Origin of the sequence: Bradyrhizobium sp. 21, assembly GCF_023073335.1 — a bacterium.
In the GTDB taxonomy this organism is placed as follows: Bacteria; Pseudomonadota; Alphaproteobacteria; order Rhizobiales; family Xanthobacteraceae; genus Bradyrhizobium.
Window position 1 is genome coordinate 108,598 of record NZ_JADPJG010000005.1, and the last position, 22,890, is coordinate 131,487.

Consider the following 22,890-nt stretch of genomic DNA (forward strand, 5'->3'; position numbering starts at 1 on the left):
GGCGGAGATCACGTTGTGATGAAAGTCATCGGCCTTGCAGGCTGGAGCGGTGCGGGAAAGACCACGCTGTTGGCGCGGCTGATCCCGCATTTCAACGCGCAGGGCTTGCGCGTCTCGGTCATCAAGCATGCGCATCGCCAGTTCGACGTCGACGTGCCCGGCAAGGATTCCTGGCGCCATCGCGAGGCCGGCGCGGCCGAGGTGCTGGTGGCGTCGTCAAATCGCTGGGCCCTGATGCATGAGCTGCGCGGCGCGGCGGAGCCGCGACTGCCGGAACTATTGAGCAAGCTGTCAGCGGTCGATCTCGTCGTGGTCGAAGGCTTCAAGCGCGAGCCGCATCGCAAGATCGAGGTGCATCGCGCGGCCAACGACAAGCCGTTGCTGTTTCCCGATGATCCCGGAATTTTCGGGATCGCGGCCGATGTCGCCATTGAAACGCGACTGCCGACCGTCCATCTCGATGATATCGAGGCTGCCGCGGCGCTGCTGCTCCGCGCGGCGATGCCGGTCGAGGAAGCAGTCGCGAAAAGCGCGGCGATGCGTTGACGAGGCACCATGGCGCAATTGTCCGACGATTGTTTTGCCTTCGGTGGACCGATGATGTCGGTCGGCGAAGCCGTTGGCCTGATCACGACGCGCGTCAGCGCGATTGCCGATCTCGAAACCGTGGCGCTGGTCGATGCGGACGGGCGCGTGCTGGCGCGCGACATTGCGGCGCCCCTGCCGCTGCCGCCGTTCACCAACTCCGCTGTCGATGGTTACGCCGTGCGCAACGCGGATCTTCCGGACAGCGCGGAACGGGCCCTCCCGCTCGACGGCCGCATCCAGGCAGGCGGTCTTGCGCATGCCGCAATCAAGCCCGGCCACACTGCGCGCATTTTCACGGGCGCGCCGATGCCGCCGGGTGCCGAGACGGTCTTCATGCAGGAAGATGTCCGCCTCGACGAGTCCGGCAGGATCGTGCTGCCGCGCGGACTGAAGCCGGGCGCCAATGTCCGCCCTGCGGGCGAGGACATTCCGGTCGGGCAGATCGCGTTGCGCGCCGGCCAGCGCTTGCTGCCGCAGCATGTCGCGCTCGCCGCGGCGTTCGGCCTTGTCAGGCTCGACGTCGTCAGGCGCATCCGCGTCGCGGTGTTCTCGACCGGCGACGAGCTGGCTTCGCCCGGCGAGCCGCGCGCAACCTCGCAGCTCTTCGACTCCAACCGCTTCATGTTGATGGCGATGCTGCGCCGGCTCGGCTGCGCGGTCAGCGACCTCGGCATATTGCGCGACCAGCGCAACGCGCTCGCAAATGGCTTGAAGCAGGTGGCAAGCAGCCATGATTTGATCCTCACCACCGGCGGCGTCTCGACCGGGGAGGAGGATCACGTCAAGGCGGCGGTCGAAAGCATCGGCTCGCTGGTATTGTGGCGGATGGCGATCAAGCCGGGGCGGCCGGTGGCGATGGGCATCATCGATGGCACGCCGCTGATCGGATTGCCCGGCAATCCGGTCGCGAGTTTCGTCACTTTCGTACATGTGGTGCGGCCGACGGTGCTGGCGCTTGCGGGCAGTCTGGCCGAGCCACTGTTACCGATCCCGGTGCGCGCGGCATTCACCTACAAGAAAAAGATCGGCCGGCGCGAATATGTTCGGGCGTCCTTGCGGCGCGCGCAGGACGGCGCGCTCGAGGCAATCAAGTTCCCGCGCGAAGGCGCCGGCCTGTTGTCGTCGTTGGTCGAGACCGACGGTCTCATTGAACTCGGCGAAGACATCACCCAGGTCGAGCCGGGGCAGGGTGTAGGTTTCCTGTCCTATGCCGATCTGCTCTGAGTGTTGGCGGTTGTCTTGGCGTTGACGCCATCGACCCCTCCCGCCATGTTGCGCCGATGACCAGAACGACGCTCGATCTCACCGGGTTGAAATGCCCGCTGCCCGCACTGAAGACGCGCAAGGCGTTGAAACCCTTGCAGCCGGGCGATCAGCTCGAGGTGTACTGCACGGATCCCTTGTCGGTGATTGACATCCCGAACCTGATCCGCGAGACCGGCGGCACGGTGGAGATCACCGAGCGCAACGACGCGCGGATCGTGTTCTTGATAGAGAAGACCGATAAGCCGATAGAAAAAATCAATGGTGCGCCGCCCACTTAGCCAGCGGTCACTCGGTTGATACCTACCTTTTGTCTATCGACATCGCTCATCACTTCTGCCCCAATTGACTTCCTCCGCCGAGACGCGGAGGTCGAGTCTTGCCTGCGATACGCGGAGCAACGGGACATCGCATGAAGCCTGAACGCTGCGTCGGGCATAGATCTCGGGGGTAAGGGGTTAACGTTTGGATGTGTGTGACGATCCTGGCGCGCATCGTGTGATTGTGCGGAGCAGCAGGGACAGGCTGCACCGCAATGGGCTGAGGAACAGGATCTAGCGGCAGGCCGCTCAGAAGGGCGCCCGCAGGGGAGGAATGCATGACGACAATTGAAAGCGCTGGATCGATTTCGGGCGCCGGTGCGGGTTTTCTTGATCGCGAGCGCACGATCGCCAAGGCCGGGTTCAATCGCTGGCTGGTGCCGCCGGCTGCGCTGTGCATCCATCTCTGCATCGGCATGGCCTACGGCTTCTCGGTGTTCTGGCTGCCGCTGTCGCGCGCGATCGGGATCACGCAGAGCAAGGCGTGCCCCGATATGTCGCTGTGGCAGGAACTCTTCACCACGACCTGCGACTGGAAGGTCGCGAGCCTCGGCTGGACCTACACCCTGTTCTTCGTCCTGCTCGGCGTCTCGGCAGCAATCTGGGGCGGCTGGCTCGAACGCGCCGGTCCCCGCAAGGCGGGCGCTGTGGCTGCGCTGTGCTGGGGCGGTGGCTTGGTGATCGGCGCTCTCGGTATTTATGTCCATCAGCTCTGGATCATGTGGCTCGGCGCTGGTGTGATCGGCGGCGTCGGTCTCGGTCTTGGCTACATCTCGCCGGTGTCGACGTTGATCAAATGGTTCCCCGACCGCCGCGGCATGGCGACCGGCATGGCCATCATGGGCTTCGGCGGTGGCGCCATGATCGGCGCACCACTTGCGAACATCCTCGTCAATTATTTCAAGACTCCGACGGATGTCGGCGTCTGGAAGACCTTTGTCGTGATGGGCGTGATCTATTTCGTCTTCATGATGATCGGCGCCTTCGCGTATCGCGTGACGCCGCCCGGCTGGAAGCCCGACGGCTGGACGCCGCCCAGCGAAAAGAAGTCGATGATCTCCGAGCATCATGTGCACTTGCGTGACGCTCACAAGACGCCACAGTTCTGGTTGATTTGGTGGGTGCTCACCCTGAATGTTTCTGCCGGCATTGGCGTGATCGGCATGGCCTCACCGATGCTTCAGGAGATCTTCGCAGGCAAGCTGATCGGTCATCCGGAACTCGCCTTCGGCCAGCTTTCGGTTGAACAGAAGACAGCCATCGCGGCGATCGCCGCCGGCTTCGCGGGCCTGCTGTCGCTGTTCAACATCGGCGGCCGGTTCTTCTGGGCGTCGCTGTCGGACCATATCGGCCGCAAGAGCACCTACTACACGTTCTTCGTGCTCGGCATCGCACTCTATGCGCTGGCGCCGACCTTTGCGGCGATGGGCTCGAAAGCGCTGTTCGTGCTCGGCTTCGGTATCATCCTGTCGATGTATGGCGGCGGTTTCGCGACGGTGCCGGCCTATCTCGCCGATATGTTCGGCACCCAGTTCGTCGGCGCGATCCATGGCCGGCTGCTGACGGCGTGGTCGACCGCAGGCATCATCGGTCCGGTCGTGGTGAACTACATCCGCGAGTTCCAGCTCGCGGCCGGCGTGCCGCGTGATCAGCTCTACAACACCACCATGTACATTCTGTGTGCGATGCTAATCGCGGGCATCATCTGCAACTACCTGATCAAGCCGGTCGACTCGAAATGGTACATGAGCGAGGCCGAAGTCGCGAAGCTGCAAGCGGCGGGCGCCGGCGCCAGTACAGTTCAGACAGGCTCGTTCGGGATCGGCACCGGTGGCCTTGATACCAAGGCTGCGCTGTTCTGGCTCTTCGTCGGCGTCCCGCTGGTGTGGGGCGTGTACAAGACGCTCGAGAGCGCGGTTAAGATCCTCTGATCGCAAACCCATCGCCCGCGGGAAGTTGGCGCCAACTTCCCGCGGTGTTCGCCTTCCAAATCATTGAGAATGGGATCTAGGGGGATTCTTATGCTTCGCACTCGTATCTGCCTTGCCGCCATGCTGCTGGCCGCAAGCCTTCATACTGCGTCCGCGCAAACCGCAACGACGCCTGCCACCGCGGCGCCAGCCGCGACGACCGATGCCAAGCCGCCTGGTAAGATGAAGCTCACCATGCAGAAGCTGAAAGACATGAAGGCGAAGTGGGCGGCCAACAAGCCGAAGCTCAAGGCTTGCCGCGCCGAGGTGAAGTCCAAGGGCCTCGCCGGCGACGACCGCTGGTTCTACATCGAAGAGTGCATGAGCAAGACCTGAGATCGGGGTCCGCCTGGCGTTTGCGAAAGGGGCATGGCGGGAGACCGCCTGCCTCCTAAATCATTATAGAGACGTTCTAAATTGTCTTGCATCTGGCATGCCAGAGGCTAGAGTTGCGTCGAATTTGGCTTGTTCAGCGGGAACTGGTTCCGCTGAGCGACTCGGAAAAATGAAGGCGGATCGCATAGGCGATCTGGCCTAAACTCATCGAAAGATTTGAGAGAACGCGACGTCTCCATGAGCAGCAACGACGACGTTCACAAGGTTCGCGAATTCGAGCATCCCGGCCAAGGCCGGAAGCGCGCAAAGGCCACGCCAAAAGGGCGCCAGGTCGACCCGACCGCCGCGCATGAGATCGAGCAGTTGCTCGGCGACAAGCCGCGGCGGCGCGACCTGTTGATCGAATATCTGCATCTGATCCAGGACAAGTATCGCCAGATCTCGGCCGCGCATCTCGCCGCGCTCGCCGACGAGATGAAGCTCGCGTTCGCCGAGGTGTTCGAGACCGCGACCTTCTACGCGCATTTTGACATCGTGAAGGAGGGCGAGCCCGATATCGCGCCGCTGACCATCCGCGTCTGCGACTCTCTCACCTGCGCGATGCTCGGCGGCGAAAAGTTGCTCGCCGATTTGCAAAGCGCCTCTGGCCCCGGCATCCGCGTCGTGCGTGCGCCCTGCGTCGGTCGCTGCGACACCGCGCCGGCCGCGGAAGTCGGCCACAATTTCGTTGACCATGCGACCGTCGCCAATGTGCTGGCGGCGGCGAAGGCCGGCGACACCCACGCGCATCTGCCCAAATATATCGGCTACGACGCCTACGTTGCGGACGGCGGCTACAAGCTGCTCAACCGCTTGCGCTCGGGTGAATTGCCGACAGACGATCTGCTGAAAGGGCTCGACGACGCTTCGCTGCGTGGCCTCGGCGGCGCCGGCTTCCCGACGGGTCGCAAATGGCGCGCGGTGTTGGGTGAACCCGGCCCGCGGCTGATGGCGATCAACGGCGACGAGGGCGAGCCCGGCACATTCAAGGACCGCGTCTATCTCGAAAGCGATCCGCATCGCTTCATCGAGGGCATGCTGATCGGCGCGCATGTCGTGCAGGCCTCCGACATCTACATCTACCTGCGCGACGAATATCCGGCGTCGCGCGAGATCCTCGAGCGCGAGATCGCAAAGCTCCCGGCGGGCGGTCCGACTCTGCATATGCGCCGCGGCGCCGGTGCTTACATCTGCGGAGAAGAGTCCTCGCTGCTGGAAAGCATCGAGGGCAAGCGCGGCCTGCCCCGGCACAAGCCGCCTTATCCGTTCCAGGTCGGTCTGTTCGGCCTGCCGACGCTGATCAACAATATCGAGACGTTGTGGTGGGTGCGCGACATCGTCGAGAAGGGCGCGGACTGGTGGAAGGGCAACGGCCGCCACGAGCGGCACGGCCTGCGCAGTTTCTCGGTCTCGGGGCGCGTTAAGAACCCCGGCATGAAGCTCGCGCCCGCCGGCATCACCGTGCGTGAGCTGATCGACGAATATTGCGGCGGCATGTCCGACGGCCACCAGTTCTATGCTTACTTGCCGGGCGGCGCCTCCGGCGGCATCCTGCCGGCGTCGATGGACGACATCCCGCTCGATTTCGGCACGCTGGAAAAATACGGCTGCTTCATCGGATCGGCGGCGATCGTGATCCTGTCGCAAAAGGACAGCGTACGCGCGGCGGCGCTGAACCTGATGAAGTTCTTCGAGGACGAGAGCTGTGGCCAGTGCACGCCGTGCCGCGTCGGAACCCAGAAGGCCGCGGCTCTGATGCAGCAGCCGGTCTGGAACCGCGCACTGCTGGAAGAATTGAGCCAGGCGATGCGCGATGCCTCGATCTGCGGTCTCGGACAGGCGGCATCGAATCCGCTTTCCACCGTGATCAAATATTTCCCTGACGAGTTCAAGGAAGCGGCCGAATGACCAAGATTACGTTCGAACTCGACGGCAAGCAGGTCGAAGCCAACGCCGGCGAGACGATCTGGCAAGTCGCAAAACGCCAGGGACGCGAGATCCCGCATCTGTGCTATTCGCCCGCGCCTGACTATCGGCCCGACGGCAATTGCCGCGCCTGCATGGTCGAGATCGAGGGTGAGCGCGTGCTCGCAGCGTCGTGCAAACGCACGCCGTCGGTCGGCATGAAGGTGAAGTCGGAGAGCCACCGCGCAGTCGCAGCCCAAAAGATGGTGATGGAGCTGCTGGTCGCCGATCAGCCGGCGCGCGAGACGTCGCATGATCCGGAGTCCAAATTCTGGCACTGGGCCGAGACGACAGGCGTCACCGAGAGCCGCTTTCCCGCCGCCGAGCGCTGGGAGACCGATGCCAGCCATCCGGCGATGCGCGTCAATCTCGATGCCTGCATCCAGTGCGGCCTGTGCGTGCGCGCCTGCCGTGAGGTCCAGGTCAACGACGTCATCGGCATGGCTTATCGCAGCCATGGCTCGAAGATCGTGTTCGACTTCGACGATCCCATGGGTGAATCCACTTGCGTCGCCTGCGGCGAATGCGTGCAGGCCTGTCCGACCGGCGCGCTGATGCCCGCGGTGATGCTGGATGAGAAGCAGACCCGCGTCGTCTATGCCGACAAGAAGGTCGACTCGCTCTGTCCGTTCTGCGGCGTGGGCTGCCAGGTCACCTATGAGGTCAAGGACGAGAAGGTGATCTATGCGGAAGGCCGCGACGGCCCCGCCAACCACAATCGCCTCTGCGTCAAGGGCCGCTTCGGCTTCGACTACATCCACCATCCGCATCGCCTCACAAAACCGCTGGTGCGGTTGCCGAACGCGAAGAAGGATTCCAACGACCAGGTCGATCCCGCCAATCCGTTCACGCATTTCCGTGAAGCGAGCTGGGAGGAAGCGCTCGACATCGCCGCCAAGGGTCTGGTCAAGATCCGCGATGAGAAGGGCGTGAAGGCGCTGGCCGGGTTCGGCTCGGCGAAGGGCTCGAATGAAGAAGCCTATCTGTTCCAGAAGCTGGTGCGCACCGGCTTCGGCTCCAACAATGTCGACCATTGCACCCGTCTGTGCCACGCCTCATCGGTCGCGGCGCTGTTCGAAGGCCTGAGCTCGGGCGCGGTGTCGGCGCCGTTCTCGGCAGCCATGGACGCCGAGGTCATCATCGTGATCGGCGCCAATCCGACCGTGAACCATCCGGTCGCCGCGACCTTCATCAAGAACGCGGTCAAGGAGAAGGGCGCAAAGCTGTTCGTCATGGATCCGCGCCGGCAGACGCTGTCGCGTCACGCGACCAAGCATTTGCAGTTCAAGCCGGGCTCCGACGTCGCCATGCTGAATGCGATGATCAACACGATCATCACCGAAGGCCTGACCGACGATCAGTACATCGCCGGCTACACTGAAGGCTTCGAGGACCTCAAGGAGAAGATCAAGGAATTCACGCCGGAGAAGATGGAGCCGATCTGCGGCGTCCCGGCGCAGACCCTGCGCGAAGTCGCGCGAACCTATGCGCGGGCAAAATCCTCGATCATCTTCTGGGGCATGGGCATCAGCCAGCATGTCCACGGCACCGACAATGCGCGCTGCCTGATTGCGCTGGCGCTGATCACCGGCCAGGTCGGCCGTCCCGGCACGGGCCTGCATCCGCTGCGCGGCCAGAACAATGTGCAGGGTGCCTCCGACGCCGGCCTGATCCCGATGTTCCTGCCGGATTACCAGCCGGTCGGCCGTGACGATTTGCGCGGCAGTTTCGAGAAGGTCTGGCAACAGGAGATCGATCCCGTCCGCGGCCTGACCGTGGTCGAAATCATGAACGCAATCCACGCCGGCGAGATCAAGGGCATGTATATCGAGGGCGAGAACCCCGCGATGTCCGACCCCGATCTGCAGCATGCGCGCCAGGCGCTCGCGATGCTCGATCATCTCGTGGTGCAGGATCTCTTCGTCACCGAGACCGCCTTCCATGCCGACGTCATCCTGCCGGCCTCTGCCTTTGCGGAAAAGGAAGGTTCCTTTACCAACACCGATCGTCGCGTGCAGCTCGCACGCGAGGTGATCAAGCCGCCCGGCGATGCGCGGCAGGATCTCTGGATCATCCAGGAGATCGGCAAGCGTATGGGGCTGCCCTGGAATTATGCCGGCCCCGGTGAGGTCTTCACCGAGATGGCCGAGCTGATGCCGTCGCTGAAGAATATCACCTGGGAGCGGCTGGTGCGCGAGGGCGCGGTGACCTATCCCGTCGACGGTCCCGACGTGCCCGGCAACGAGATCATCTTCACCACGGGATTCCCGACCGCGAGCGGCCGCGGCAAGATCGTGCCGGCCCACGTCATCCCGCCGGATGAGATCCCCGACGCCGAATATCCGATGGTGCTCTCGACCGGCCGCGTGCTCGAGCATTGGCACACCGGCTCGATGACCCGCCGTGCGCAGGTGCTCGACCAGATCGAGCCCGAGGCGGTCGCGTTCATGTCGCCGAAGGACATGCACAGGAAGAAGCTTGCGCCCGGCGATTTCATTCGGCTCGAGACCCGCCGCGGCGCGGTCGAGGTCAAGGTCCGCTCCGATCGCGACGTGCCGGAAAATATGGTGTTCATGCCGTTCTGCTACGCGGAAGCGGCGGCGAATTTGCTGACCAACCCGGCGCTCGATCCGTTCGGCAAGATCCCGGAGTTCAAATTCTGCGCGGCCAGAGCCGAGCGCGCGGAGATGCGCGACGCGGCGGAGTAGGACGGCAGCGGTCGTTAGGCGGCGCAGGGATCCATCCAACACCCCGGCGTCGTCCTGGCGAAAGCCAGGACCCATACCGCGTGATCCATCGATTGTGGTTGGTCGCAGCACCGCACCAAGAGTCTTCGCCAAACACCTCCCTGGGGCAATGGGTCCTGGCTTTCGCCAGGACGACGCCGGGAGGGGCTGCGCAGCGCTCGTCCCTTCGCGCCTCGCAGCTGCGGTGCTAAACATCGCCCATGTCCAAAGCCACCCCAGCCACGCGCGCGCTCGAAGCTGCCGGCGTCGCCTTCACCGTCCACACTTACGACTATGATCCCGACGCCGAGAGCATCGGGCTTCAGGCGGCCGCTGCGTTGGCTGAGGACCCCGCGCGCGTCCTGAAGACGCTGATGGCGCTGGTCGACGGCAAGCCGGTCTGCGTCGTCGTCCCGTCCGACCAGGAGGTCTCGATGAAGAAGCTTGCCGCAGCCGCCAGCGGCAAGTCGGCGCAGATGATGAAGCCGCCGGAGGCCGAGCGCGTCACCGGTTTCAAGGTCGGCGGCATCAGCCCGTTCGGGCAGCGCAAGCCGGTGCGGACTGTGATCGAGCAGAGCGCGCTCGCGCATGATCAGGTCTATCTCAATGGCGGCCAGCGCGGCTTGCAGGTGCGGCTGAGGCCGGGCGATGTGCGGGACGTGCTGAAGGCGGTCGTCGCGGATGTGCTGGCGTGAGCGTCTCGCCGCTACTGCCTTTGCAACAATTTTAGCCGACAGCGCAGCGCTTCGCGAATGTGCGCACGCGCGAGCTGCTCCGCTTTGTCGCCATCGCGTGCGGCGATGGCCTCGATGATGGCGTGGTGCTCGCCATGGCTGGTCGAGGGGCGACCCGATACGGTGAAGGTCGTCGGACCCAGCAGCGCGATCCAGTCCTGTAATTCGCCTGACGCGTTGTCGAGATAGCGGTTGCGCGCGGCACGGCAGACCGCCTCGTGGAACGCGCGGTTCAGTCTTGCCATTTCTCTTGCCATCTCGGCGGCGTCGGTCGCGGAGGCCTCGACAAAGGCCTGCTCGATATCCCTGAGCGCATCGACCTCCGGCGCCGAGGCGTGCTCGGCGGCTAGCCGGGCGGCGGCGCCCTCCATGATCTCGCGCATGGCGTAGAGCTCGAGCACCTCGGAGATGTCGAGGTTGCGCACGATCAGGCCGCGGCCGCCGGCCGGCTCGACGAAGCCGCGCGCAGCGAGCCGGCCCAGAGCTTCCCGAACCGGCGTGCGGCTGACCTTCAGCCGTTGTGCGACCTCCTCCTCGCGGAGGCGGTCGCCGGCGCGATAGCTGCCGGCCTGGAGCGCTTCGCAGAGCGAGCGGAATACGGCTTCGCCCAGCGCTACGCCCGAGCCGCGTGCGATCGATCCGCCTGCCTTTGCCGGCCGTCTGGCCATGTTCCCTCGAGGGCTCGCAATGTGCATTCTGCCCATGCAGAGATGCCGCTTGCCCGGAAACTGTATATCTTTGTATACAAACGTACGCAATGGCGGCTCGCATTGACCGGAGCCGCCGGCAGGCAGAATGTCTCCATTTCGTCCGATCGGGCAGACGGCATGAGCAGCAAATACGACGTGCTGGTGATCGGCGGCGGCAATGCGGCGCTGTGCGCGGCGATCAGCGCCCGGCGCGGCGGCGCATCGGTGCTCGTGCTCGAAGGTGCGCCAAAATTCTATCGCGGCGGCAATACCCGCCACACCCGCAACATGCGCTGCGCCCATGACGCCGCAACCGACATCCTCACAGGGCCGTACACCGAGGACGAGTTCTGGGAGGATCTGCTGCGCGTCACCGGCGGGAAGACCGACGAGGTGCTCGCCCGTCACATGATCCGGGAGTCCAAGGACATTCTGAACTGGATCGTCGAGCAGGGCGTGCGCTGGCAGCCCTCGCTCGGCGGCACGCTGAGCCTCGGCCGCACCAACTCGTTCTTCCTCGGTGGGGGGCGCGCGATGCTGAATGCGCTCTACCTCACGGCCGAACGGCTGGGCGTCGACGTCGAATACGACGCCGAGGTCACCGACCTCGTGATCGAGGACGGCATGTTCCTGTCGGCGAGCCTCAAACGTCCGATCAACGGCGAAACCGATATCCGCGCGACGTCGCTGGTTGCCGCGGCCGGTGGGTTTGAGGCCAACATCGAGTGGCTGAAGCAATATTGGGGCGAGGCCGCCGACAATTTCCTGATCCGCGGCACGCCCTACAATCGCGGTTCAATCCTGAAGATGCTGCTCGACAAGGGTGTTCAAGAGGTCGGCGATCCCACCCAGTGTCATGCGGTCGCGATCGACGCCCGCGCGCCGAAATTCGACGGCGGCATCATCACAAGGCACGATTCGGTCGTGTTCGGCATCGTCGTCAACAAGCATTCGCAGCGCTTCTACGACGAGGGCGAGGACATCTGGCCGAAGCGTTACGCGATCTGGGGCCGCCTGGTCGCAGCGCAGCCCGACCAGATCGCCTATATCATCTTCGACTCCACCGTCGTCACCTCGTTCATGCCGACACTGTTTCCACCGATCGCCGGGCAGACCGTGGCTGAACTCGCCGGCAAGCTCGAGCTCGATCCGGCCGCGCTGGACAAGACCGTCACCGAGTTCAACGCGGCGGTGCGGCCGGGCACGTTCGACCATACTATTCTGGACGATTGCCGCACCGAAGGCATCGCGCCGCCGAAGACCCATTGGGCGCGCCGAATCGAAACGCCGCCTTATCTCGCCTATCCGGTCCGGCCCGGCATCACCTTCACCTATCTCGGCACGCGCGTGACCAGGGAAGCGCGCATGCTGATGGCTGACGGCAAGCCGTCGGCCAACATGTTCGCGGCCGGCGAGATCATGGCGGGCAACGTGCTGGGCAAGGGCTATGCCGCCGGCATGGGCATGACCATCGGCAGCGTGTTCGGGCGAATCGCAGGACGGGAAGCGGCACGCCACGCGAAGAATTAGAACGAAGAGAAGAAAAGACACGAGGGAGGAACCATGTCACGCATTGCCATTGCCTCGATCGCGGCGCTGCTGATCGCCGGCCACGCCCACGCGGCCGAGCCGATCACGCTGCGCGACATGGGTTCGTTTCACGTCGGTGGGCGTCTTGTCGAAATCTCGGGCAAGCCGGTGAGGGAGGTCGTGTTCGCGCCCGGCGGCGTGCCGGCCAAGGTCGATCCCAACGGCACGTATCAGGTCGAGCAGATGTACGTGCAGTATTTCCTGCCGGCCAACGAGAAGGGTGCCTATCCTTTGCTGATGTGGCACGGCGGCGGATTGACCGGCGTCACCTACGAGACCACGCCGGACGGACGCGAAGGCTGGCTGAATTATTTTCTGCGCAAGGGGTGGGCGGTCTACAACTCCGACGCGGTCGAGCGCGGACGCGCGGGCTGGGCGCAATACCCCGATATTTTCAAGAGCGAGCCGGTCTTCCTGACCACGGCCAATCCGTTCGAGCGTTTCCGCATCGGCGATGGGCCGAACTCCTACGATCCCGATCCCGCCAAGCGAAAATTGTTGCCGGGCAACCAGTTCCCCGTCGAGGGTTACGAGAATTTCGTCAAGCAGAACGTACCGCGCTGGACCACGACCGACGATGCGACCATCGCCGCCTATATCGCCGAGATCGATCGCGTCGGCCCCTCGGTGCTCCTGTTCCACAGCCAGGCCGGCACCTTCGGCTTCAAGGTCGCGCAAGCCCGTCCCGACAAGGTCAAGGCGCTGATTGCGATCGAGCCCGCCGGCATCGGCGATCCTGCCAAGGCGGATGTGCTGAAGAACGTTCCGACCCTCGTCATCTACGGCGACTATATCGAGCGCGATTCGCGCTGGCCCAAGATCCGCGCCAACGGCATCGCCTTTGCGGACGCCATCAAGGCGGCCGGGGGCAGCGTCGACATCGTCGATCTCCCGCAGGCCGGCATCAAGGGCAATTCGCATATGGTGATGATGGACAAGAACAACCTCGAGGTCGCGGCCCTGATCCAGAAATGGCTCGAGGGCAAAGGCCTGACGAAGTAAAGCCATGCACGGAACCAGAATTTTGGACGAAGCCGACCGCCTGATGACGGTCTGCAATTCCTGCCGTTACTGCGAGGGTCTTTGCGCGGTATTTCCCGCCATGGAGATGCGGCGCGCCTTCTCCGACGGCGACCTCAATTATCTCGCCAACCTCTGCCATGGCTGCGGCGCCTGCTACGTCGACTGCCAGTTTTCGCCGCCGCACGAATTCAACGTCAACGTCCCGCAGACGCTGGCGATCGCGCGCGCGGAATCCTACGCGGCCTATGCCTGGCCGCAGGTGCTGTCCGGCGCCTTCGCGCGCAACGGTCTCGTCATCAGCATCGTCGCCGCGCTCAGCATGGCCGCCTTCATCTTCGGCTTCGCGGCCCTGAACGACCGCAGCGTGCTGTTTGGCGTGCATGCCGGCCCCGGCGCGTTCTACAAGTTGATGCCCCACAACGCGATGGCGGCGTTGTTCAGCGCCGCGTTCCTTTACGCGATCTTCGCGCTGGTGATGAGCGTGCGTGCCTTCTGGCGAGATATCGGTCCGCCGATCGGCGGCCGTGCGGACGGTGGCTCCATCTTTCAGGCGATGCGCGACGCTGGTGAGCTACGCTATCTCCATGGCGGCGGCGTCGGCTGCTACAACGAGGACGACAAGCCGACCGACCGGCGCAAGCTGTATCATCACCTGACGTTCTACGGCTTCCTGCTGTGCTTCGCCGCGACGTCGGTGGCTACGCTTTACCACTATCTGCTGGGCCGCGAGGCGCCGTATCCGTGGTGGGATCTGCCGGTGGTGCTCGGCACGCTCGGTGGCATCGGCCTGATCATCGGCCCGATCGGCCTGTTCGCGGCCAAGATGCGGCGCGATCCGGCGTTGCTCGACGAGAGCCGCTGCGGCATGGATGTGGGCTTCATCGCTATGCTGTTCCTGACCGGCTTCACCGGCATGCTGCTTCTGCTCCTGCGCGAGACCGCCGCCATGGGGCCGCTGCTTGCGTTGCATCTCGGCGCAGTGTTCGCGCTGATCGTCACCATGCCCTACGGCAAGTTCGTGCATGGCATCTATCGCTTCGCGGCGCTGGTGCGCTATGCGCAGGAGCGGCGTAGCGAAGCCGGCTCTTGAGGTTCAGACCGTCGGAAGCGGCCGTCGCGCAGGAAAGCGATCGTCTGCTCGATCGCGACGGAGTGGCGGGGGAGTCCGGTATGGGACGCCTTCACGACAATATGGTCGGCCATGCCGGCTACCATCGCGCTTTGCACTGAGACCCGTCCGTCATTCGGCTTCGGCAGAACCAAGAGACCGGCGACGGGATCGACGAAGCGGTTTCCCGCGATCACGCCGACGGGATAGTCAACGATGGGCAGGGCGTTTGGTCGGGTCGCAGTCCTGAGCTCGAGCCCGGCGGGTCCGTAGAACGCGCGATAGAGCCGGGATCTGCTCAGGAGATCGGCGACCTCGCTGCCGCTGTTCGGGGTGCCCAGCATCACGGCGCCGCCGAGCCGGGCCGGCCGGTACTTTGCGATGTAGGCACGCATCACGAGACCGCCCATCGAATGCGCGACGAAGTGGAGCGGCGCGTCACGCTCGGCGAAGCGGCCGATCGCCGGGTGGATCTCGTCCGCGAGCGCTACGATCGACTTGCTGCGGCTGGCATAATCGACGTTGAGGGTCGCGAAACCGCTAGTCTGAAGTGCCCGTTCCAGCCTGGTCAGGGATGCCGAGGTGCGCGCGATGCCGTGAAGCAGAACCACTCCCGGGCATCGCGCATCGCCTTTTAGGGGCGGCTCGTGCATCTCTCTTACGCAACCTCACGCTCCGGCGCGGACGCCTGCTCCCGGGCCATCGTTATTGCCGTGACATAGTCGGTCTTGCCGGTGCCGAGCAGCGGCACCTTGTCGACCACCATGATCGCCGCAGGCACGGTCAGTTCGGACGCGCCGATCGTCTTGGCCTGGCCCTGCATTGCGCTGCGTTCGGCGTTCTTTTCCGTGGTCAGCAGCACGATGCGCTCGCCCTTGCGCGGGTCCGGGATCGACACGGCGACCGAGGCAGCCTGCGGCCACAGCGCCGTCGCGATGCTCTCGACCGCCGAGAGCGAGACCATTTCGCCTGCGATCTTGGCAAAGCGCTTGGCGCGGCCCTTGATGGTGATGAAGCCGGCGGCGTCGATCGCCACGATATCGCCGGTGTCGTGCCAGCCCTCGGCGAGCGGTTCGAGGACGCCGGGATTTTCGGCCCTGAGGTAACCCAGCATCACGTTCGGTCCGCGCACCGAGAGGCGTCCGCCTTCCTCGATGCCGGGGACGGGGTCGAGGCGGCTTTCCATCAGTGGCGACAGGCGGCCGACCGTGCCGGGACGATTGGCCATCGGCGTATTCATCGCCAGCACCGGCGCGGTCTCGGTGACGCCATAGCCTTCGAGGATGCGGATGCCGTAGCGCTCCATGAACACCTGCCGGGTGCGATCCTTGACCGCCTCGGCGCCGGCGATCACCAGCCGCAGCGTACGGAAATCATAGGCATGCGCCGAGCGCGCATAGCCGGTGAGGAACGTATCGGTGCCGAACAGGATCGTGGCGCCGGTCTGGTAGATCAACTCCGGCACGATCCGGTAGTGCAGCGGCGAGGGGTACATGTAGATCGGAATGCCCGCCAGCAGCGGCATCATCATTCCGCCTGTCAGCCCGAAGGAGTGGAACACCGGCAGCACGTTGAACACCTTGTCGTTGGCGTTGGCGTCGACCCGCGCCAGCGCCTGCGCCGCGTTGGCGAGGATATTGCGGTGGGACAGCACCACGCCCTTGGGGGTGCCTTCCGAGCCGGACGTGAACAGCACGACGGCCGGATCGTTCGCCTGGCGGGCGACGCGCGGTGCGGTGCTGGCGAGCAGGCCCTTGATCTTGTCGGCCGTGCCGATCGAGGCGCGGACATCCTCGAGATAAACGACGCGCACCTCTGCGGAGATCGCGGCCATCAGCTTGTCGAGCTTGCCCTTCTCGATGAAGGCTTTCGACGTCAGCACGGTCTTCACCTGCGCGGCCTTCATGGCGGCGAGGACGTTGACCGGGCCGGCCGAGAAGTTGAGCATCGCCGGCACCCGGCCGATGTTTTGCAACGCCATGAAGACGACGGCGACGCCTGCGGAATTCGGCAGCAGCACGCCGACATTCTCACCGACGGTGGTGCCGTCCTCCAGCTTTCGGCTCAAGACCTGCGCGCCCAGGATCAGCTTGCGATAGGTCAGCTTGGTGCCGAGTGCGTCCTCGACGATGACCTTGCCGGTGTCGCGGTCGCGATAGGCGTGCCCGAGCGCTTCGAACAGCGTGTGATCGAGCATGGCGTTCTTCACCATGGCATCGATCATCACGTCCTGGAGCGCGGCGCCCGCGGCGTTGCGGCGGGTCTTGCCCTTCAGCAACGGATGGACCGGAAGCTTGACGGGCGGCAGGATGGTGACGGTGACCCGCGGAAACCAGGAGCGCTTGATCTGGCTGCCGTTGAGATAGCTGAGATGCGAGCGCTGCGCGCCTTCGATACGGATAGGCACGACCACGGCATCAGCCTTGTCCGCGATCATCGCGGTGCCGTCATAGACCTTCATCAGCGAGCCGGAGACGGTGATGCGTCCTTCCGGGAAGATCACCACGGGTTCGCCGGCGGCGACGAGCTTGATCAGGTCGCGAGCGGCCAGCGGCTTGCTGGGGTCCATGGTGTAGTGCTTGACCACGCGCAGGAACGGCTTGGCCCACCAGGCCTTGGAGATGCCGGTATCCACTGCGAAGCTCGCGTCGATCGGCAGCACGGCGTGCAGCAGCGGGCCGTCGATCAGGCTGACATGGTTGGGCGCGATCAGCATGCGCGTGCCGGGCGGCGGCAGATTTTCGAGCCCGCGGATCTCGGTGCGAAACAGCGCACGGAACAAGAGCCCGCCGAAATCGCGCACGCCTTCCTTGCCCCACTTCGTCAGCACGAACCACACCGCACCGAAGCTGGCGATGCCGAGGCCGAAGAAGATCCAGCCGACATGCAATCCGCCCGCCTGCAACAGCGCGACGAACAGCGAGCCGCCCACCATGAAGGCAGCCTGCAGCACGTTGCCGGCGGCGATGATGCGGGCACGCTCGGACGGTGCCGACCAGGCCTGGACGGCGGCGAAGGAGGGAACGACGAACAAGCCGCCACCGAATGCAAAGGCGACGAAGTCGACCAGCATGCGCAGGCCGGCGAACGAGGTCGCGAAGTCGGCCGCGGTGATGTCTTGGCTCTTGGCGGTCACGCCGATCGCCCAGGCGAGGTCGATGCCTGCAAACCCCATCATGATGGCGCCGATCGGCACCAGCGCGAGGTTCGGGCGGACGTGGCTCAGATTTGCGGCGAACAGCGAGCCGATGGCAATGCCGATAGCGAAGATCGCGAGACACAAGGTCACCACACCTTCAGTGCCACCGACGACGTCCTTGACCAGCGCGGGCAGGAGAGACAGCACGATGGCGCCCACCAGCCAGAACCAGGAGACGATCACGGTGCCGTCCCACAGCCGGTGGTCGGCGTGCAGCGTCTTCAACAGGCCGAGCGTCGAGGTCCAGGGATTGGCGTTGACGGGCAGATCGGGTGCGGACGGCGTGGTCGCGGGAATGCGGGAGGCGAAGGCCCAGGACAGCAGGGCCAGCACGACCACGGCCGATGCGACCCAGCCCATATGCGCGGATCCCGCCACGAACTGGCCGCCGGCAACGGTGCCGAGCAGGATGGCCATGAAGGTCGCGCCTTCGACCAGCGCATTGCCGGTCGCGAGCTCGCCGAGTTCGAGCTGGTCCGGCAGCATGGAGTATTTCACGGGGCCGAACAGGGCGGCGATGACGCCGAACAGTGCGAGCGCTGCGAAAAGCAGCGGCACCGAGTGCAGGAAGAAGCCGGCTGCGGCAAAGCCCGCGGCGAAGATCTCGGCGAATTTGAGCCGTCTTGCGACGACGGATTTGACGTATTTGTCGGCGAGCTGGCCGCCGAGCCCGGACAGGATGAAATAAGGGAAGATGAAGACGGCGCCTGCGACCGTCACCAGCGCATCGCCGTGGCCGGTCGCGGCACTGTAAAGCAGGATGATGACGAGTGCGTTCTTGAGCACGTTGTCGTTTAGCGCCGAGAAGAATTGCGCCCAGAACAGCGGCGCGAAGCGGCGTGACGACATCAAATCCCTGATCATGACCAGTCCCGTTTTGAAAGGCAGGTTGTTACGTTGTCTGTGAAGCGTCACGAGGGGAAGGAGGACGAAAGATTGCAGGGCGACGACTTTGCCGCCCGTGCTCTATCCCCTCGGTCCGTCCGATCCTGTTGGTCTCCAAGTGGTCTCGTTAGGTTCGCAAATATCTGGTGGCGGACGCAGTTTTGGCGCGGAAAGCCCGCGACGATCGGGGTATCGCGCCGGGCGGTGAGGAAAATTGAACTGCATCGTCGAAGATCGTGAAATCGGCTGCGAATGTCGGGACATGGTCATTCCTTCCCTGCAAGCAGACATTGCATTCGAGCGACCGGAATGGGCCGGCTGCGCTCGCCTCAGGTGAGGTGGGCGAGGTGGCGAAACGGCGAGAGGCGGCCGAGCAGGCTGAAGCGGCGGCCCTCATGACCGGCACGGGCGCGGTTGGCCTGCCACATCCGGAAGGTCGCGCGGCGCTCAGTCAGCACGCCGGCAATGTCGCAGGCATTTGCGATGCGATCGATCGGAACCATCGCGAGCCGCAGCAGGGCACGGCCAGATCCGATCACGAAAGCCGCGGCGTCGTCGACAAAGGCGGTGGCGATATCGACAGCAAGGGTTTGCATTTTGCAGGTCTCCGAGTTAAATGAACATTGTTCAAGTGAGTATTATTAAAATGAACAATGTTCAAGAAGAATCGTCGCGAGACCAGAAAAAATATCGCCGGCGGCTCCAGATCCTGGAGATCGCCCGCGGCATTATCGCGACTAAGGGGTTGAGATCGTTAAAAGTTCGGGATGTTGCCGAAGCCGCCGGCTGCTCAGTTGGCAGCGTCTATAACGAGTTCGGCGATTTCGACGGGGTGATCCTGACCGTGAACCGGGAGACCGTTCAGGCGCTGACGCTGCGCCTTGTCGCAGTACCGGCCGCGGATCCCGTTCGCCAGCTCTATGGGCTGGCTACGACCTATCTCGAATTCTTCGCGGAGCACGCCAATCTGCTGCGGTCGCTGTTCGAGCACCGGATGGAGGACGATCGTCCTTACCCCGATGACATCCTTCAGATGGTGATGGATGCTTTCGCGCTGATGCATCCGCCCTTGGTGCGGCTGCTTCCGAATGCCGACGACGTGCAGATCGCGCTGCTGTCACGCACCCTGTTTTCCGCAGTGCACGGGATTATCTCGCTCGGCCTGGAAGAGCGCATGGTGGCCGTGCCACCGCAGATGCTGCGCCAGCAGGTCGAACAGTTTCTCGACGCACATCTCGGCGGTCTCGGGATTCTGCCTTTGCGGTGACTCAGGCGCGCGCAGCTTCGCGCGGCCGGGCTGCAACAACGACGACGTCCGCTCTCGCGCTGTCGACCTGAACCCGGTTGCGGCCCTTGTCCTTGGCGCGATAGCAGGCTGCATCGGCACGCCGCATCGCGTCCTCGAGCGTGATGTTGCCGTCTGCGATGCAGGCAACGCCGATGCTGGCGGTCACCGCAAAGCAACGATCGTCCCAGGCGAAACTGAACAATTCCAGCGATCGCCGCAACCCTTCGGCGATGTCGACCGCGTTCGAGAGCGGACACTGCGGCAGGATCAGGCCGAATTCGTCGCCGCCGAGCCGGGCTACCACGTCGTGCGGCCGCCGGTCCTGTTGCAGGAGGCGCGAGACCTGGCCAAGCAGGCGGTCGCCTGCGAGGTGGCCGCAGCTGTCGTTGACGCTCTTGAACTGGTCGAGGTCGAGCAGGATCAGGGCGAGCGGATCTGTTGCGGTATTGTCCAATTCGCTCTGCAGGTGCGCCTCGAATGCACGGCGGTTGGACAGTCCGGTCAGCCAATCGTGCGATGCCTGCCAGACCAGGCGCTCCTTCTCACCTTGCAAGGCGTCCTCGAACGCCTGTCGTTGCAGCACCAATCGCCGGGTGTGCCAGAGCAGGAGCAGGATCAGCATCACGGCGGTGATGATATTGACGCAAGTCAGCGTCACCTTGATGGCGCGGGAGCCTTCGCCGAGGACGGTGGAGAAGCGGTTGGCGTGCACCGTGAACTGAGTGTTGAGCTCCGAGAGCCGCGACGACAATAATTGCAGGCGCCCACCGTCCGGAACGGGCCCGTTCTTCAGCTCTGACCGGATGACCTCGCCGAACACGCTCAGCTCAAGCAGCATGGGGTCGGTGGCGGCCCACTCGCCGATCGCCTCATGGAGGAAGCTGACGCGATTGAAGTAGCGGAACAGCCAGATCAATCCCGGCACGTCATCGGGGTGGTTGCCGCCTTGCAGGAAGCCGATGCGGGCGACCTCGACGTCGACCGGATCGCTCTCAAGCGCCCAGCGCGCGAATTCGTCGCCGATGGGAACGGCCAGCGAGGCCTGATATTGCGCGAACTGGCTGGCGTCACCCGAGTGCAAAAAGACATTGAGGAAATAGACGGCGTTCTTCTGTGATCGCGACCACAGCGCTTCGCCTGCGACATAGGCGCGGACCGAGGACATCACCTCCAGGCTGAAGCCGGCGATCGTCGCCTGGAGCACCACGACCATGACGAAAGGCGAGACGAGCTTGATGACATGAAGGAAGCTGCGTCCCTTCGTCCACGGTGCTGTTGTGCGAAACACTTTGCGTTCCCCAAGTCGCTCGACGACCCCAGCGGAGCGATCCGCTCATAACGCGGATTACGTGTGAAGGGTGCCTAACGCGACTTGAAAATGCCGGAAGATTGTGTCGCAGGGTGAAGGCGCTGTGAAGCGGATGCTCGCAGATCGTTGCAAATGCCGTCGAACCGGAACTGACGCGGCATCGGCGAGCCGATGTCTCGCATGCGTGTTGCGGTTTACGCGATCGAGAGAGTTTGGGGTTGGAACTAGACCAGCACCGGCTTGCGCACCCGACCGGCGTCGCCGAACACGCGCAGGTAACGCTCGATCTCCGAGTGCAGGCCGGTCGCCTTCTCCGGATTGTCGGAGAGCTTGACGGCCGGATGTCCGTCGACCGACGATACCTTGCAGACCAGCGAGATCGGATCGAGATTGAACGAGCCGTCCGGCGGGCAGCCGACGAAGTCGTTGGTGAGGTTGGTGCCCCAGCCGAAGGACAGCCGCACGCGGCCGGTGAAGTGATGGTAGGTCTCCTCGATCGAGCCGACATCCATGGCGTCGGAAAACACGAGCAGCTTGTCCTTGGGATTGCGGCCCTTCTTCTCCCACCAGGCGACGATCTCCTCGCCGGCCTGGATCGGCGGCGCGCTGTCGGGGCGGAAGCCGGTCCAGTCGGCGACCCATTCCGGCGCATCGCGCAGGAAAGCCTTGGTGCCGAAAGCGTCGGGCAGTGCGATCAGGAGGTTGCCGCCATAGGTCTGGCGCCACTGGTCGAGGATGCGATAGGGCGCCCAGCGCAATTCCTCGTCGTCCTTGGCGAGCGCGGCCGCGACCATCGGCAGCTCATGGGCGTTGGTGCCGATGGCTTCCAGATCGTTGTCCATCGCGAGCAGCACGTTGGAGGTGCCGATGAAGGACGGGCCGAGGCCTTCCTTCACCGCCTCGACGCACCAGCGCTGCCAGAGGAAGCCGTGGCGGCGGCGGGTGCCGAAATCGGAGAGCCTCAAATTCTCGAGCTTGCGCAGCCGCTCGACCTTGGTCCACAGCTTGGCCTTGGCGCGGGCATAGAGCACGTCGAGCTCGAAGCGGCCGCGGCCCTTCATTGCCGCGCGCGAGCGCAGCTCGTTGAGGATGGCGAGCGCCGGAATCTCCCACATCGTGGTGTGGGTCCACGGGCCGTGGAAATGCAGCTCGTACTGGCCTTCGACCTTGCGCAGCTCGTATTCGGGCAGCCGGAATTCCGCCAGCCAGCGGATGAAATCCGCCGAGAACATGTGGGTCTTGCCGTAGAAGGTGTTACCTGCCAGCCAGATCAGCTCCTTCTTGGCGAAGCGGATGGTGCGGGCATGGTCGAGCTGGGCGCGCAGCTCGCCCTCGTCGATGATTTCGGCGAGCCGGACATGACGTGAGCGGTTGATGACTGAGAAAGTCACCTGCTGATTCGGGTAGGATTCCCGAATCATTTGCAACATCAATAGCTTGTAAAAGTCGGTATCAAGCAGGCTGCGGATGATGGGATCCAGCCGCCAGCTGTGATTGTAGGTCCGGCTCGCAATGTCGGTCACTGTCATGGGGCAATTCTAGCGTGGCTCCCCGTGCGCAACCAGTGGGTTTGGCGAGGGGCAGCCCACGGCCGGGCATCCGGCGAGGATGCGACCGAGCCAGGCCCGTCAGCCGCGATGAAATAACTCCCTGGTCCAGCGCAGCGGTGCCGTCAGCTTCCAGGAGGTGGAGTTTCGGACCGCCGCCAGTTGTGCCCGCGCATCGTCCCTCTCCGCCAAAAATCCGTGCCGCTCGGCCGCAACCGACTGGAGCTCCGCCAGGGCCGAATCTCGCTCCGCCGTGACCCAGTCGCGCATCGCCGCGTCCTCCCGCCACAGGCTGAACTGGCGGGCGAACG

At 64.2% G+C, this 22,890-nt stretch carries 18 protein-coding genes and 1 pseudogene; 12 read left to right on the plus strand and 7 right to left on the minus strand.

The features are described from left to right. Positions 1-18: 18 nt before the first annotated feature. The 8 genes from mobB to ybaK all read left to right on the plus strand — a co-directional run bounded on the left by mobB (position 19) and on the right by ybaK (position 9,902). Positions 19-546: a molybdopterin-guanine dinucleotide biosynthesis protein B gene (gene mobB, locus IVB31_RS09380; protein WP_247321255.1), complete on the plus strand. Its 528-nt coding sequence runs from the start codon at positions 19-21 to the stop codon at positions 544-546. Between the two features lie 9 nt (positions 547-555). Then, positions 556-1,812, plus strand: coding sequence for a gephyrin-like molybdotransferase Glp (gene glp, locus IVB31_RS09385; RefSeq protein WP_247321072.1), 1,257 nt, complete (start codon positions 556-558; stop codon positions 1,810-1,812). A gap of 56 nt (positions 1,813-1,868) precedes the next feature. Further along, complete coding sequence (locus tag IVB31_RS09390; RefSeq protein ID WP_247321074.1) at positions 1,869-2,132, plus strand: sulfurtransferase TusA family protein; 264 nt, start codon at positions 1,869-1,871, stop codon at positions 2,130-2,132. A 317-nt stretch (positions 2,133-2,449) separates the two neighbouring features. After that, positions 2,450-4,102, plus strand: coding sequence for an OFA family MFS transporter (locus IVB31_RS09395; RefSeq protein ID WP_247321076.1), 1,653 nt, complete (start codon positions 2,450-2,452; stop codon positions 4,100-4,102). Positions 4,103-4,192: 90 nt separating this feature from the next. Next, positions 4,193-4,477 carry a hypothetical protein gene (locus tag IVB31_RS09400; RefSeq protein ID WP_247321078.1) on the plus strand — a complete coding sequence of 95 codons (285 nt, stop codon included), beginning with the start codon at positions 4,193-4,195 and terminating at the stop codon, positions 4,475-4,477. Between the two features lie 237 nt (positions 4,478-4,714). After that, the gene (locus IVB31_RS09405) at positions 4,715-6,424 is read left to right on the plus strand and encodes an NADH-ubiquinone oxidoreductase-F iron-sulfur binding region domain-containing protein (protein WP_247321086.1); all 1,710 of its coding nucleotides are present in this window, start codon (positions 4,715-4,717) and stop codon (positions 6,422-6,424) included. Continuing rightward, complete coding sequence (gene fdhF / locus IVB31_RS09410) at positions 6,421-9,189, plus strand: formate dehydrogenase subunit alpha (RefSeq protein WP_247321088.1); 2,769 nt, start codon at positions 6,421-6,423, stop codon at positions 9,187-9,189. The genes IVB31_RS09405 and fdhF overlap by 4 nt, the downstream gene beginning before the upstream one ends. Before the next feature lie 239 nt (positions 9,190-9,428). After that, positions 9,429-9,902 carry a Cys-tRNA(Pro) deacylase gene (ybaK, locus tag IVB31_RS09415; protein WP_247321089.1) on the plus strand — a complete coding sequence of 158 codons (474 nt, stop codon included), beginning with the start codon at positions 9,429-9,431 and terminating at the stop codon, positions 9,900-9,902. Positions 9,903-9,913: 11 nt separating this feature from the next. Here ybaK and IVB31_RS09420 read toward each other — a convergent pair whose 3' ends face one another. Continuing rightward, the gene (locus IVB31_RS09420; RefSeq protein WP_247321090.1) at positions 9,914-10,609 is read right to left on the minus strand and encodes a GntR family transcriptional regulator; all 696 of its coding nucleotides are present in this window, start codon (positions 10,607-10,609) and stop codon (positions 9,914-9,916) included. Between the two features lie 159 nt (positions 10,610-10,768). On the opposite strand from IVB31_RS09420, the gene tcuA reads away from it, so the two are divergent. From tcuA to tcuB, 3 genes are read left to right on the plus strand one after another with little or no spacing between them, the layout of a single operon-like run. Further along, positions 10,769-12,160 (plus strand): FAD-dependent tricarballylate dehydrogenase TcuA, encoded by a 1,392-nt coding sequence (gene tcuA, locus IVB31_RS09425; protein ID WP_247321091.1) that lies wholly within the window; start codon positions 10,769-10,771, stop codon positions 12,158-12,160. Between the two features lie 33 nt (positions 12,161-12,193). Continuing rightward, positions 12,194-13,222: an esterase gene (locus IVB31_RS09430; RefSeq protein WP_247321092.1), complete on the plus strand. Its 1,029-nt coding sequence runs from the start codon at positions 12,194-12,196 to the stop codon at positions 13,220-13,222. Between the two features lie 4 nt (positions 13,223-13,226). After that, the gene (gene tcuB / locus IVB31_RS09435) at positions 13,227-14,333 is read left to right on the plus strand and encodes a tricarballylate utilization 4Fe-4S protein TcuB (protein WP_247321093.1); all 1,107 of its coding nucleotides are present in this window, start codon (positions 13,227-13,229) and stop codon (positions 14,331-14,333) included. Here the strand turns inward: tcuB and IVB31_RS09440 are convergent. From IVB31_RS09440 to IVB31_RS09450, 3 genes are all read right to left on the minus strand, one after another. Next, complete coding sequence (locus IVB31_RS09440) at positions 14,297-15,004, minus strand: alpha/beta fold hydrolase (protein WP_247321094.1); 708 nt, start codon at positions 15,002-15,004, stop codon at positions 14,297-14,299. The genes tcuB and IVB31_RS09440 overlap by 37 nt on opposite strands. Positions 15,005-15,009: 5 nt before the next feature. Beyond that, positions 15,010-18,414 (minus strand): acyl-[ACP]--phospholipid O-acyltransferase, encoded by a 3,405-nt coding sequence (locus tag IVB31_RS09445; protein WP_247321095.1) that lies wholly within the window; start codon positions 18,412-18,414, stop codon positions 15,010-15,012. A gap of 350 nt (positions 18,415-18,764) precedes the next feature. Beyond that, positions 18,765-19,031 carry a hypothetical protein gene (locus IVB31_RS09450; protein WP_247321096.1) on the minus strand — a complete coding sequence of 89 codons (267 nt, stop codon included), beginning with the start codon at positions 19,029-19,031 and terminating at the stop codon, positions 18,765-18,767. A 50-nt stretch (positions 19,032-19,081) separates the two neighbouring features. Between IVB31_RS09450 and IVB31_RS09455 the strand changes: the two genes are divergently transcribed. Next, the gene (locus IVB31_RS09455; RefSeq protein ID WP_247321257.1) at positions 19,082-19,702 is read left to right on the plus strand and encodes a TetR/AcrR family transcriptional regulator; all 621 of its coding nucleotides are present in this window, start codon (positions 19,082-19,084) and stop codon (positions 19,700-19,702) included. 1 nt (position 19,703) lies between these two features. Here IVB31_RS09455 and IVB31_RS09460 read toward each other — a convergent pair whose 3' ends face one another. The 3 genes and pseudogenes from IVB31_RS09460 to IVB31_RS09470 all read right to left on the minus strand — a co-directional run. Further along, a complete protein-coding gene (locus IVB31_RS09460; protein WP_247321099.1) occupies positions 19,704-21,011 on the minus strand; it encodes a GGDEF domain-containing protein in 1,308 nt (435 codons plus the stop codon). A gap of 245 nt (positions 21,012-21,256) precedes the next feature. Further along, positions 21,257-22,561, minus strand: a complete 1,305-nt coding sequence (pncB, locus tag IVB31_RS09465; RefSeq protein ID WP_247321101.1) for a nicotinate phosphoribosyltransferase — start codon at positions 22,559-22,561, stop codon at positions 21,257-21,259. Between the two features lie 99 nt (positions 22,562-22,660). Continuing rightward, positions 22,661-22,890: pseudogene (locus IVB31_RS09470) on the minus strand (hypothetical protein); the annotation flags it as partial.